The following is a 13,824-nucleotide window of genomic DNA, read 5'->3' on the forward strand; positions in this document are numbered from 1 at the left end:
TTATTTTTATTCACATGTCAATACGTTTTTGAATAATTATTTATTCTTAGCACTTGCCCTCATTACAAATATGCAAAAAAAGAGCTGGTTTCCCAACTCTTCTTGACTGCTGTCTATTAGTTATAGCTATGCCAAATGTCTTCGTTGTACTGTTCAATCGTACGGTCAGATGAGAAGAAGCCTGCTTTGGCAATATTGTTGACAACTTTACGGTTCCACTCTTTACGATCTTCGTAGTCTGATAACATTTTTTCCTTGACTTCAATATATTCTGCGAGGTCAATTAAGGTCATGAACCAGTCTTTATTTAGCAATTCATTGTACAGACGTTCTAAACGCTCTTGGTTGCCGACAGCAAGAAGCTCATCTGAAACAATAAAGTCAACCGCTTCTTTGATCTTATCATCACCATCATAATAGTCACGAGACACATAACCTTCATTAGCATAGAGGTCAATAATAGTGTCTGAATCCTTACCGAATGTGTAAATATTATCCATACCAGCTAATTCTGCAATCTCGACATTAGCACCATCCATTGTTCCTAAAGTCAAGGCACCATTTAGCATGAATTTCATGTTACCAGTACCAGAAGCCTCTTTTGAAGCTAGAGAAATCTGTTCAGAAATATCTGTGGCAGGAATGAGGTTTTCAGCAACAGTGACATTGTAATTCTCTACAAGGTGAACATTGAGATACTTACTCACTTCAGGATCATTATTAATCAATTCTGACAAGCTCAGAATGAGGTGGATAACATCTTGAGCGATGATGTAAGCAGGTGCTGCTTTCCCACCAAAGATAACTGTTAACTTACGTTCTGGAAGATTACCACGCTTGATTTCTAAATATTTATGAATGACATAAAGAGCGTTCATTTGCTGACGTTTATACTCATGGAAACGTTTAATTTGAGTATCGATGATAGAATTTTCATCAAGGTCAATACCTTTGTTTTCTTTGAGATAACGTTTCAAGTTCAGTTTGTTTTGATGTTTGATAGCATCTAATTGTGCATGAACACCCTCATCATCAACAAAAGCTGACAATTTTTCAAGTTTAGTAGCGTCAGTAAGATAAGCATCACCAATGAGTTCTTTGAGATAAGCTGCTAAATCTTGATTGGCAAACTCTAACCAGCGGCGGAAAGTAATCCCATTCGTCTTGTTATTGAATTTTTCTGGGTAAAGCTCGTAGAAACCTTTTAATTCACTATTTTTTAGAATTTCTGTATGAAGCGCCGCAACCCCATTAACACTGGTTGCAAAATGAATATCCATATGAGCCATGTGAACCCGACCAGATTCGTCAATAATATGTAAATTGACATCTGGAACATCCTTGGCGATTAACTCATCCAATTTTTCAATAATGTCAACCAAGTGTGGGACAACTTCATTGAGGTAATCCAGCGGCCATTTTTCAAGTGCTTCAGCCAGAATAGTGTGGTTGGTATAACCTACCATTTCTTTTACAATTGATACGGCTTCTTCAAAGTCTAAACCATGAACCTCCGTTAACAATCGAATCAATTCTGGAATGACCATTGAAGGGTGAGTATCATTGATTTGCACATAGGCATAATCTGCTAAGTCGTGGACATTTGAACCACGCTCAATTGCTTCATCAATCAACAACTGTGCGGCATTGGATACCATGAAATATTGTTGGTAGATACGCAACAATTCTCCTGATTTGTCAGAATCATCTGGGTAAAGGAAAAGGGTCAAGTTTTCTTTTATCTTGGTCTTATCAAAAGTAATCCCGTCTTCAATCAAGTCATAGTTTAACCCGTCAATATCAAAGAGGTTGAGGTAGTTCTTAGTATCCTTATGGTATCCTAAAATATCTAAGCGATCGAGACGTGATGTCAGTGTGAAATCTTTAAACGGCACTTCATAATGCACATCTGTTGGTACAAGCCAAGAGTCATCTTCGATCCAATCATTTGGTTCAGCACCTTGTTGGTTATCTTTGAAAACTTGTTTGAAAAGACCAAAATGATAGTTAAGACCTACACCTTCACCATTAATAGCTAGAGATGACATGGAATCGATAAAGCATGATGCCAAACGCCCAAGTCCACCATTACCAAGTGATGGTTCTGGTTCTAGGTCCTCAATCTCACTCATATTCTTGCCAGCTTCAGCAAGAGCACTTTTCACTTCCTGATAAACACCAAGGTTGATCAAATTATTAGAAAGCAACTTACCGATTAAGAATTCTGCCGAGATATAGTACACTTTACGTTTGGCAGTGTTTTTAGGCATCTCCACTGCGGCTTCTTTAACGTAATGCAACAATTCCTTATAAATCGCTTCATTGCTTAACGATGCTAAATCTTGTCCCTTATCACTTAGGTAAGTTGTAAATGCTTTAGTCATGATTTTCTCCCTCTGTATCTTCCTCAACTTGAATCACTGTTTGATTGGCACGAGCATATAGCTCTGTAATTTTCGTTAAAAAGGCTTTTTTCTCTGCGGTTAAATCTTCAGATAACATCCGCCATTCCCAGTTACCGCCGAGTGTATTTGGTGTATTCATCCGAGAATTAGCATCTTTATCTAATAAGTCTTGCATGGTAGCAATAGCAATATGACTGACACTCGCATACAAGCTACGCAACATCGCTTCTGTGATTTTTTCACCCTTTCCACGATGAATGTAGGCATTTAGGTAATCTTGTTGTTCTGACGTCAAATTGTCATACCAGCCATTAACCACTTCATTGTCATGAGTCCCCGTATACGCTACGGTATCTGGCGTGTAATTATGTGGGATGTCAATACTTTGACCTTCCACATCGTAAAAACCAAACTCCATAATCTTCATCCCTGGAAAGGCTGTATCTTCTAAAAGTTTTTCTGCTTTTTCATCGATATAGCCAAGGTTTTCAGCGATGATTGGTAACTCACCAAGTTCATTTTTAACCGCTTCAAATAACTTATAGCCCGGACCTTCAGACCAATGCCCATTGATCGCTGTATCATCTCCTCCAGGAATTTCCCAAAAATCGGAAAAGCCTTTAAAATGATCGATCCGCAATTTATCATATAGTTTGAAACTTTCTTGGATACGATAAATCCACCAAGCAAAACCAGTTTCTTGGTGCAAATCCCAGTTATAAATAGGATTTCCCCAGAGCTGACCGGTATCGCTAAACTCATCTGCTGGAACTCCAGCAATCGTGATTGGCTGACGATTGTCATCTAATTTAAAGAGCTCAGCCATAGTCCAAGCTTCGACACTATCTGCAGACACATAGATGGGCATATCTCCAATGATCTGAATGCCATTTTGATTGGCGTAATTTTTTAAATCTAACCACTGTGAGTAAAAGAAGTACTGAGTTACTTTATGGTAGAGAATTTTATCAGCTAATTTTTCGCGATAAGCTAACAAAGTATCTTCATCACGTTGAACAATCTTTTTATCATCCCACTCTTGCAAAGCTTTATTGCCAAAATGCTCTTTTATCGCCATAAAGTCTGCAAAATCTGTTAACCAACCATTGGCTGTTTCAAATGTCTTTAATAACGATTGGCCTTCAACACTAGCCAGAAAACCTTTAACAGCTTTTTCCAAAATAGGACGACGTTGATCATAAATCAAAGCGTAATCAACAACCTCAGGGTTACTTCCAAAATTGATACTTGCATAGTCTGCTGGAGATAAGTATCCTGCTTCGGCTAAAAATGCAAAATCAATAAAATGGGTATTTCCAGCAATAGCTGAGAAAGACTGATATGGCGAGTCGCCATAACTTGTTGTTGTGAGTGGTAGAATTTGCCAATAAGTCTGTTTGGTATCTACAAGAAAATCCACAAAATCATACGCTTCTTTCCCAAAAGAACCTATTCCAAAGTCTCCCGGTAAAGAAGAGATATGCATGAGGACACCACTTTCGCGTTGGGTCATAACTAATCCCTTTCCTTTGTTGTGATATACAAATCATAACGCAAACGCTTGCGTAAGTCAACGATTTTTCGAAAAAAAGTTAAAAATAGCTTTAATCCCTTAACAAAAACAGATCTGTAGTAACTTTTTGAAGCCACTAGCAGAGCCTTATAACACTCGAATAAACTGTTTTTATGATAACGTTTGCATAGATACTAGATTTTTGCTTTAAATGATATTATTCATGCTTACTGTAGGTATAATGTTATGATTACTCATATCACCACGACAAAAAACCTCTGGGATACAAGCTCAGCTATATCTCAAAGGGGTTCATCTATAATTTATTAGTATCGTGTCAAGAACGCAACTAATTTAAGGAGACATTGCGTCCAATCTGCGCTCTTATTGTGATAAAGACCGTCTGTTACGAATGGATTCCCTTTCTTTCAAGGTGAAAGGAACAATAATTTGTTCACATTCAGGTTCCGTTGTCGACTGAATGATTTCCAGTAACCTTTTGAAGCTTGCTTCTCCTAAATGATCGATATGGACATCAAATGTTGTTAGATAGGGATGTATCAAAGTTGAAAAGATCGAATCATTAAAGGTAATGATCGAGATATCGTCTGGCACCTTAAGTTGATAGTAGGACAATAGTTGCATCAGACGGATGGTAACACGGTCAGAGATGACGACTAGGGCACTTGGCTTAGCTTCCTCAATAGCTGTCATCAACTCATCTACCTTTTTCGCATCAGAAGGATCAAACAAGACCATTGGGCGATAAGCGAGGTCAAGCCTCAACATCCCTTTGACATAGCCCATAAACCTTTCCGAAGCCAATTCTGACTTCAAATCATCTGTGACAAAAAAGATATTATCATGTCCCTTGTCATGCAAGTACTCTACAGCTGTACGACCCATAAGCTGGTTATCATTATTAATATATGTGATCTGCTCATCATTCCCCTCAGGGGCACCCACAATCACAAAAGGAATGTTATTTTGAAGTAGGTAAGTCTTTATCGGATCCTCTTGATCAGAGTATAAGATAATAAACCCATCGACACGTTTTTGCTGATGCATCAAAGTAACTTGTTCCAACAAATCATCTAGGGACTTACCAGTTGCAATAGAAATGGTGAAATCTTTCAATTTTGCTTCATGCGTAATTGTCGATAGAATCCGCATAAAGAAGGGTTCACTTAAGCGGTCTGGTGTTGCCAATGGTGGAAAAACCAATCCAATATTGTGGGTCAGACCACTGGCTAACATTTGAGCAGCAACATTAGGCACATAACCCAATTCAGCCATGGCTTTTCTGACCTTGTCTTTGGTTTTCTGTGAAATAGAACGATTATCTTTGAGAACTCGACTAACAGTTGATGGGTTTACACCAGCTCTTTCTGCGACATCTTTTATGGTAGCCATGACCTAACCCCTTTATCTTTTCTTTTGATTGTTCTAGTTTACACCACTTCACAATCGTTTTCAATGACTTTTGCCACTTTTTGCAATGACAAAACCATTTTCTCTTAAGATTTTATTTTCAAAACCCTGTTGTAATAATGTTTCTTCAACAGCAAGCGTTTGCTCTTCCTTTTTATTAAAGTAAGCGACTAGTTCTGTATCCTGATAGTTTATGGAAAAGACAAGCAAGCCATTTTGTGATTTCTCTCGGTCAAAATTTAAGTGTCCCAAACTCAAGTGATCACTAAATTTCTTTCGAAAGGCAATAAGTTCTTGATAAAAAGCAAATAGATGTAAATCTTGCTGTGTCTTGTCCCATGGCATGCAGCGACGGTTATCAGGATCTGGTCCACCGGATAATCCAACCTCGTCACCATAATAAATTCCGGGACTGCCTTTCTGTAAGAAAATAAAAGCAAGGACTTGTTTCATAAGCTCCTTATTACCTTGACAACGATAAAGTAATCTTGGGGTATCATGTGACGTAGCTAAATTCAACATTACTTGGTTTGTTTGCTCACGATAAAGCATCCGCTGTCTAGCCAATTCATGCATAAACTCTTCACTACTAAAACTATCATCAGCAAAATAATGAAGAATAGCATCTGTAAAGCCATAATTCATGACAGCATCAAACTGGTCTCCCATAAGCCAACTTTGAGAAGAATGCCAAATTTCACCTAGGATATAAAAATCCTTTTTAGCATCATGACAAGTGTTTCGAAAATCTCGCCAAAACTCATGGTCTATTTCATTAGCAACATCAAGACGCCAACCATCAATATCAAAGGCTTCTATCCAATACCTAGCGACAGCTAAGAGGTGTTGGCAAACTTTTGGATGACTGGTATTTAACTTGGGCATATTGCTAGCGAAAGCAAAGGTATCATAACTAACCCTTGCTGACTTTGCATCAGTCAGCCTTGGTGCTCGCAATGGAAAATCTCGAATATGAAACCATTCCTTATAAGGAGAGGATGCCCCCTGCTTCAAAACATCTTGCCACTCCTTAGCATAATAACCCAAATGATTAAAGACCGCGTCTAGCATCACTTTCATCCCACGAGAATGGCAGGCATCAATGAGTTTTTTTAATAAATGTTTATCGCCAAAATGTGGGTCTATCTCAAAATAATCGATAGTATCATACTTATGATTAGTTTGAGCAGTAAAGATTGGGCAGAGGTAAATCCCATTAATGCCAAGTTCTTCTAAGTAATCTAAATGGTCTAAAATCCCTTGTAAATCACCACCAAAAAAATCATTGTATTTTGGCTTCCTCTTAGAATTCCATGCTAGCACACCATCAGGGTCGTTTCTTCTATCGCCATTAGCAAAGCGTTCTGGAAAGATTTGATACCAAACCGTGTGCCGAACCCACTCGGGAATCTCATAACCACTATTATCATGCACAAAAGGAAATCTGAAGTAAATCTCTTCCATCAATAGAATCTCTTCTTTATCTGGAAAAATTCCTCTGTCCGTATAAAGCCATCTAGAATCATCCTGTAAGGTTATCCTAAAAACATAGGATAAGCGTTTAAAGACTGGCTCAATCTCAACTTGATAAAAACAAGTGTGACTCGTTTCTTCAACTGAAGGAACTAGAGTAGCATCCTTATACCATTGCCATTTCTTTAATAGATAAGGATCACCACCCATCAATTCAACCCTTTTAATCATTTGAATAGCAGCTGAAAACCTAATATGAAGTTGACCATTTTTATAGATATAGGCCATCTCACTATCCGGTCTATGATGAAAACTAGCAAAAATAAGTGCTCGTGATGTCATAAAAAATCCTTTCTTTTTTTAAATCTATTATACAAATTTTCTAAACTAGCGCAAGCGATTGCTCAAAGTTATAGTCTTTTTGAACTTAAAAAGCCTTAAAAATAGGGAGTTTCAAAAATTTTTTTGATTTTTGTCAAATATGACTTGACAATTCTTGCAAGCGATTGCATAATAGAGTCATAAAGAATTTTCTTAGGAGGAAATCGCTATGAAATCATGGCAAAAAGTCGCATTATTTGGAGCTAGCCTTTCACTTGTTGGGGGAGCCCTTGTTTTAGATTCAGCACCCGTCAATGCTGCTTCTAAAAACACGATTAAACTTTGGGTTCCAACTGGAGCTAAAAAGTCTTATCAAAAAGTTGTTAAAGATTTTGAAAAAGATTCTGGCTTCAAAGTAAAAATCGTTGAATCAGAAGATCCAAAAGCACAAGAAAAAATCAAAAAAGACCCTAGCGCTGCTGCTGACGTCTTCTCACTTCCACACGACCAACTCGGTCAACTAGTTGAGTCAGGTGCTATTCAAGAATTACCTAAAAAATACGCTAAAGAAGTCAAAGATGATTCAACAGACCAAGCTCTTACTGGTGCGCAGTACAAAGGGAAAACCTATGCCTTCCCATTTGGTATCGAATCCCAAGTCCTTTACTATAACAAAGAAAAACTTTCTGAAGATCAAGTGAAATCTTATGAGAGCATTACTGAAAACGCTACTTTTGGTGCTAACCTAAAAGAAGTTAATGCTTATCACATCGCTCCTCTCTTCATGTCAGTTGGTAATACTCTCTTCGGTGAAAACGGTGAAGATGTTAAAGGGACTAACTGGGGTAACGAAGCTGGTGTTAATGTCTTGAAATGGATTGCCAGCCAAAAAGATAATAAGGGATTTGTTAACGTAGATGCTAATAACACCATGTCTAAATTTGGTGATGGCTCAATCGCTGCTTTTGAATCAGGACCATGGGATTACGAAACAGCTAAAGAATCCGTTGGCGAAGATAAACTTGGCGTTGCTGCTTATCCAACAGTAAATATCGGTGGTGAAGATGTGCAACAAAAAGCCTTCCTTGGTGTTAAACTTTATGCCGTAAACCAAGCGCCTGCAGATGGCGATGCTGAACGCATCGCAGCAAGTTATCAATTAGCATCATACTTGACAAGTGCTGATAGCCAAGAGAACCAATTTGAAGAACGCTCTATTGTTCCTTCTAATAAAGAAGTACAGGAATCAGACGATGTTCAAGATGATCAATTGGCTAAAACAGTCATTACGATGGGATCTTCTGAAGATTATACTGTTGTTATGCCAAAACTCAGCCAAATGACTGCATTCTGGACTGAAAGTGCAGCTGTGCTCAGCGATACTTACAACGGTAAAATCAAAGAGAGCGATTACCTCAAAAAACTCGAACAACTTGATAAAGATTTAGCAGACGCTAAATAATCTGATTACATTCCGAATCACAATCAACCCGCAGGTGGAGATCGACTCCAACACTTTTGTTGTGAGATTCCCTCCACCTTTTATTGTTTCAGAATTCCTATTCGCTAAATCTCCCAAAACCTATCCTTTTGTGGATTTATCCAGTAGAAATTCGATTATTTTAAGGAGACATTTTATGACTAGGTCCCTCTTTTTTGAAGATGTTAGTGTCACAGAAGCCCTTAAAAAAGGTGGATGGGACATTAAACTCTCAGCTATTATCATGGGCTTTGCCAATCTGGCTAATAAGCAAATCATTAAAGGCCTCTTATTCTTAGGTACAGAGATTGCTTTTCTTATCTCCTTGGTAACTCAGGTGATTCCTGCATTAGGCGGACTAATCACTCTAGGAACCAAGGAACAGGGAATGACGACAAAGACAGTTAATGGCATTGAAATATCTGTTGCTGTCGAAGGTGACAACTCTATGCTCATGCTTATCTTCGGATTAGCTTCTATTATTTTCTGTTTGGTCTTTGCCTACATTTACTGGTGTAATCTCAAGAGTGCGCGAAACCTTTACGTGATCAAACGTGAAAAAGCGAAAATTCCAAGTTTCAAAGAAGATGTTGAAACACTTTCTAACGGGCGTTTCCATATGACTCTAATGGCAATTCCTATGATTGGTGTACTGCTATTTACCATTTTGCCTTTGATTTACATGATTTCCTTAGCATTCACCAACTACGACCATAATCATTTGCCACCAAAATCACTCTTTGATTGGGTAGGTTTTACCAACTTTGGTAATATTCTTAGCGGTCGTATGGCAGGTACTTTCTTCCCAGTCCTCTCATGGACCTTGATCTGGGCTGTTTTTGCTACCGTTACCAACTTCTTCTTTGGTATTCTTTTAGCTCTTTTGATTAACACTAAGGGACTTAAATTCAAGAAAATGTGGCGGACAATCTTTGTTATCACCATGGCTGTCCCACAATTTATCTCCCTTTTGATCATGCGTAACTTGCTCAACGACGAAGGACCGCTTAATGTACTTTTGCAAAAAATAGGATTGATTGAAAACGGCCTTCCTTTCTTATCTGATCCAACTTGGGCCAAGTTTTCGATTATCTTCGTCAATATGTGGGTAGGTATTCCAGTCACTATGCTAGTGGCTACTGGTATCATCATGAACCTCCCACAAGAGCAAATTGAAGCTGCCGAAATTGATGGGGCAAGTAAATTTCAAATCTTTAAATCCATCACTTTCCCACAAATTCTCTTGATTATGACCCCAACCTTGATTCAACAATTTATTGGTAACATCAACAACTTTAATGTCATTTACCTCCTCACTGGTGGTGGTCCTGTTAATTCCGAATTTTACCAAGCTGGATCAACCGATCTCTTGGTAACCTGGCTCTACAAATTGACTGTAACAGCCGCAGACTATAACCTGGCTTCTGTTATTGGTATCCTCATCTTCGTCCTCTCAGCAATCTTTAGCTTGCTGGCTTATACACGAACTGCATCATACAAGGAAGGAGTTGCTAAATAATGAAATCTAAACGCCGTATGCAATTAGGGTTTGTCTACACCCTCTTAATCGTACTTTCCATTATCTGGCTCTTTCCCATCGCTTGGGTTATTCTAACCAGTTTTCGTGGTGAAGGAACAGCCTATGTCTCTTACTTCATTCCCAAAATATGGACTTTGGAAAACTACACCATGCTCTTTACCAACTCCTCCTTTCCTTTTGGTCAATGGTTCCTTAATACCTTGATTGTTGCCACTGCAACATGCATCATTTCAACCTTTATCACAGTTGCCATGGCCTACTCACTCAGTCGTATTAAATTTAAATTCCGTAATGGTTTCTTAAAACTGGCACTGGTCTTGAACATGTTCCCAGGTTTTATGAGTATGATTGCCGTTTACTATATCCTTAAGGCTCTTAATCTTACCCAATCTTTAACAGCTTTGGTTTTGGTTTATTCCTCTGGAGCAGCTCTTGGTTTTTACATTGCCAAAGGTTTCTTTGATACCATTCCTTATTCTTTAGATGAATCTGCCATGATTGATGGAGCAACTCGTAAAGACATCTTCTTTAAAATCACCTTACCACTGTCAAAACCCATTATTGTTTATACTGCTTTGATGGCTTTCATTGGTCCATGGATGGACTTCATCTTTGCACAGGTCATCCTAGGTGATGCCACAAGCAAATACACTGTTGCGATTGGTCTCTTCTCCATGTTGCAACCCGATACCATCAATAAATGGTTCATGTCTTTCACAGCCGGTTCCGTCCTCATCGCCGTACCGATTACCCTTCTCTTTATGTTTATGCAAAAATACTACGTCGAAGGCATCACAGGCGGTTCTGTTAAATAAGAAAAATGCTTTGGAGTTTTTCCAAAGCATTTTTTGTTACTAATATTCTCTAAGCGACCTGATTTGCTTTCCTTCAGCATCAAAGTTACTATCATCTAACCAGGTTTCCAATCGTTTTTTCTTCTCTGGCCACTCTTGATCTATAATGGAATACCAATCCGTATCTCGGTTACGGTTTTTGTAAATCACAGCCTGTCTAAAGCATCCCTCATAGGTGAACCCTAACCTCTCGGCTGAAGCTTTAGAAGCCTGATTGAGAGAGTCACATTTCCATTCGTAGCGACGATACTGTAATTGTTCAAAAACATAGGCCATGACTAGATATTGCGCTTCTGTCGCCATTTTAGTTTTCTGCAGAAAATCTGAATAAAGCACCCAGCCCATTTCAGCGACACGGTTCTTAGTATCAATACGCATCAGGGAGAAGGTACCTACAGCCTTACCCGACGATTGGTCAACAATGGCTAGGTAATAAGGATCTTTGGATGATAATAGTATCTTAAAGAAATCACGAAAGGCATCCTTATTGTCAAATGGCTCAAAAGGTATGTAGGTAAACTTTTCTGGAGATGTTAAACAGCTATAAACCTTAAAAAGATCATCAAAATGGCTATCTCTGATTTTCTCGACACGAACACTTTGTCCAGGTAAGACATCAATATGAGGGTATTGGCCTTCAGAAGCATTTTCCAAAGGCTCACCAATCCATTGACCAAAAGCATTTTGTGGCATAAATTCTCCTTTTAATCCATGGCTTTCAACTCTAAAACCATATCGCGGATTTGAGCTGCTAATTCAAAATCAAGCAATTCGGCAGCTTCTTGCATTTGTTTTTGCAATTTTTTAATAGCTTCTTGACGTTCGGATTTAGTCATAGCGGTGTAATCAACCGTTTCTTCAGCTACATCTGAATCGGCAGCTTTGGAAATGGCAATCAAATCACGAATGTCTTTCTTGATGGTTTGCGGCACAATGCCATGTTCTTCATTGTACCGTATCTGAATCTCACGACGACGGGCTGTTTCGTCCATGGCACGTTGCATAGATTCGGTGATTTTATCCGCATACATGATGACATGGCCTTCTGAATTACGCGCGGCACGTCCAATGGTCTGAATAAGCCCTCGCTCATTGCGGAGGAAACCTTCCTTATCAGCATCCAAGATAGCGACCAGACTAACCTCTGGCACATCAATCCCTTCACGGAGCAAGTTAATCCCGATTAGCACATCAAAGACACCCAAACGAAGATCACGAATAATTTCCGTCCGTTCTAAGGTCTTAATGTCCGAATGCATGTATTTAACCTTGACACCCATTTCTTTCAGATAATCCGTCAAATCTTCCGCCATCTTTTTGGTCAAGGTCGTGATAAAGGTACGCTCGCCTTTTTCAGCACGGATGGTGATTTCTTCCAGAAGATCATCCATTTGTCCCATGGTTGGACGGACTTCCACTTCTGGGTCTAAGAGGCCTGTCGGACGAATGATTTGCTCGATAACCGTCTCAGTCTGTTCATTTTCATAATCACCTGGCGTCGCAGACACATAAACAATCTGATGCACATGGCTTTCAAATTCTTCACGACGAAGAGGTCGATTATCCAAAGCCGACGGCAACCGAAAACCATAGTCCACTAACATCTGCTTACGCGACCGGTCACCATTATACATGCCTTTGATTTGTCCCATGGTCATGTGACTCTCATCAATCATAATCAGAAAGTCCTCTGGGAAGAAATCAAGAAGCGTGTAAGGTGGTTCTCCCTCGCTACGGCCATCCATATGACGAGAGTAGTTTTCGACACCGTTGGTGTAACCCATTTCTCGCAGCATTTCAATATCGTATTCCGTACGCTGTTTGAGACGTTGGGCTTCCAGCAGTTTGCCTTCTGCTTCAAAGACTTTTAGCTGGTCTTCCAATTCTGCTTGAATTTTAGCAATGGATTGCTCCATGTGCTCATCATTGGTTACAAAGTGAGTCGCAGGAAAGAGTACCAAATGGTCGACGTCACCTAGGTTTTTTCCTGTTAAACTCTCAATTTCTCGGATACGGTCAATTTCATCACCGAAAAATTCTACACGAAAGGCATGTTCGTCACGAGAAGCTGGAAAAATTTCCACCACATCTCCGCGTACACGAAAACGTCCCCGTTGAAAATCAATATCATTACGCTCAAACTGAATATCTACCAATTGATTAAGCAGTTGATCCCTTGAAATTTCCTGACCTGGACGTAAAGAAACAGCAGAATCAGCATACTCCTTTGGCGAACCTAAACCATAGATACATGAGACAGAGGCCACAACAATGACATCATTACGCTCTAAAAGAGCTGACGTCGCCGAATGCCTCAATTTATCAATCTCGTCATTGACCGAAGAATCTTTCTCAATATAAGTATCTGAAGAAGGCACATAAGCCTCTGGTTGGTAATAATCATAGTAGGAGACAAAGTACTCAACAGCGTTATCCGGGAAAAATTCTTTAAACTCCCCATAGAGCTGACCAGCCAAAGTTTTATTATGCGCAATGACCAGTGTTGGTTTATTGACCTTACTGATCACTTGACTCATGGTATAGGTTTTTCCCGTTCCTGTGGCCCCCAGTAAAATCTGAGCCTTCTCACCACCTTCGATATTGTCAACCAGAGTCTCGATAGCTTTCGGTTGATCTCCGGAAGGTTGGTATTTAGAAACTAGCTTAAAGGTATTATGTTCTTGTCTATCTATCATGTTTTCTATTTTATCATAGCACTTCCTTTTAATAGGAAAAAAAGTTTTTAAAAAAGGATTGCGTTCTCATCCAATCCTTAACTAATACTCAATGAAAATCAAAAGCAGACT

The 13,824-nt window shown here is 39.1% G+C and carries 9 protein-coding genes; 3 read left to right on the forward strand and 6 right to left on the reverse strand.

The window, feature by feature from the left end:
* Positions 1-116 precede the first annotated feature (116 nt).
* The 4 genes from glgP to G574_RS0103500 form a co-directional block, all read right to left on the reverse strand.
* Complete coding sequence (gene glgP, locus G574_RS0103485; protein WP_029690973.1) at positions 117-2,384, reverse strand: glycogen/starch/alpha-glucan family phosphorylase; 2,268 nt, start codon at positions 2,382-2,384, stop codon at positions 117-119.
* Positions 2,377-3,918 (reverse strand): 4-alpha-glucanotransferase, encoded by a 1,542-nt coding sequence (malQ, locus tag G574_RS0103490; RefSeq protein ID WP_029690974.1) that lies wholly within the window; start codon positions 3,916-3,918, stop codon positions 2,377-2,379. Before malQ ends, glgP begins: the two co-directional genes overlap by 8 nt.
* A gap of 384 nt (positions 3,919-4,302) precedes the next feature.
* Positions 4,303-5,331 carry a LacI family DNA-binding transcriptional regulator gene (locus G574_RS0103495; protein WP_029690975.1) on the reverse strand — a complete coding sequence of 343 codons (1,029 nt, stop codon included), beginning with the start codon at positions 5,329-5,331 and terminating at the stop codon, positions 4,303-4,305.
* A 60-nt stretch (positions 5,332-5,391) separates the two neighbouring features.
* On the reverse strand, positions 5,392-7,164 hold the full coding sequence (locus G574_RS0103500) for a glycoside hydrolase family 13 protein (protein ID WP_029690976.1): 1,773 nt from the start codon (positions 7,162-7,164) through the stop codon (positions 5,392-5,394).
* Positions 7,165-7,372: 208 nt separating this feature from the next.
* On the opposite strand from G574_RS0103500, the gene G574_RS0103505 reads away from it, so the two are divergent.
* The 3 genes from G574_RS0103505 to G574_RS0103515 all read left to right on the forward strand — a co-directional run bounded on the left by G574_RS0103505 (position 7,373) and on the right by G574_RS0103515 (position 10,978).
* Entirely contained in the window at positions 7,373-8,605 is a 1,233-nt protein-coding gene (locus G574_RS0103505; protein WP_029690977.1) for an extracellular solute-binding protein, read from the forward strand.
* Between the two features lie 175 nt (positions 8,606-8,780).
* Positions 8,781-10,142 carry a carbohydrate ABC transporter permease gene (locus G574_RS0103510; protein ID WP_017770424.1) on the forward strand — a complete coding sequence of 454 codons (1,362 nt, stop codon included), beginning with the start codon at positions 8,781-8,783 and terminating at the stop codon, positions 10,140-10,142.
* Positions 10,142-10,978, forward strand: a complete 837-nt coding sequence (locus G574_RS0103515) for a sugar ABC transporter permease (protein ID WP_029690978.1) — start codon at positions 10,142-10,144, stop codon at positions 10,976-10,978. The genes G574_RS0103510 and G574_RS0103515 overlap by 1 nt, the downstream gene beginning before the upstream one ends.
* Positions 10,979-11,017: 39 nt before the next feature.
* Here G574_RS0103515 and G574_RS0103520 read toward each other — a convergent pair whose 3' ends face one another.
* Positions 11,018-11,683 (reverse strand): GNAT family N-acetyltransferase, encoded by a 666-nt coding sequence (locus tag G574_RS0103520; RefSeq protein WP_029690979.1) that lies wholly within the window; start codon positions 11,681-11,683, stop codon positions 11,018-11,020.
* Between the two features lie 38 nt (positions 11,684-11,721).
* Positions 11,722-13,713 carry an excinuclease ABC subunit UvrB gene (gene uvrB, locus G574_RS0103525; RefSeq protein ID WP_029690980.1) on the reverse strand — a complete coding sequence of 664 codons (1,992 nt, stop codon included), beginning with the start codon at positions 13,711-13,713 and terminating at the stop codon, positions 11,722-11,724.
* Positions 13,714-13,824: the final 111 nt, after the last annotated feature.

This window comes from Streptococcus hyovaginalis DSM 12219, assembly GCF_000420785.1.
Lineage (GTDB): Bacteria > Bacillota > Bacilli > Lactobacillales > Streptococcaceae > Streptococcus > Streptococcus hyovaginalis.

Excerpts from the sequence above, each read along its gene's own strand:
- uvrB (WP_029690980.1), bottom strand. The coding sequence starts at position 13,713 with ATGATAGATAGACAAGAACATAATACCTTTAAGCTAGTTTCTAAATAC.
- G574_RS0103515 (WP_029690978.1), top strand. The coding sequence starts at position 10,142 with ATGAAATCTAAACGCCGTATGCAATTAGGGTTTGTCTACACCCTCTTA.
- G574_RS0103495 (WP_029690975.1), bottom strand. The coding sequence starts at position 5,331 with ATGGCTACCATAAAAGATGTCGCAGAAAGAGCTGGTGTAAACCCATCA.
- G574_RS0103505 (WP_029690977.1), top strand. The coding sequence starts at position 7,373 with ATGAAATCATGGCAAAAAGTCGCATTATTTGGAGCTAGCCTTTCACTT.
- malQ (WP_029690974.1), bottom strand. The coding sequence starts at position 3,918 with ATGACCCAACGCGAAAGTGGTGTCCTCATGCATATCTCTTCTTTACCG.
- glgP (WP_029690973.1), bottom strand. The coding sequence starts at position 2,384 with ATGACTAAAGCATTTACAACTTACCTAAGTGATAAGGGACAAGATTTA.
- G574_RS0103500 (WP_029690976.1), bottom strand. The coding sequence starts at position 7,164 with ATGACATCACGAGCACTTATTTTTGCTAGTTTTCATCATAGACCGGAT.
- G574_RS0103510 (WP_017770424.1), top strand. The coding sequence starts at position 8,781 with ATGACTAGGTCCCTCTTTTTTGAAGATGTTAGTGTCACAGAAGCCCTT.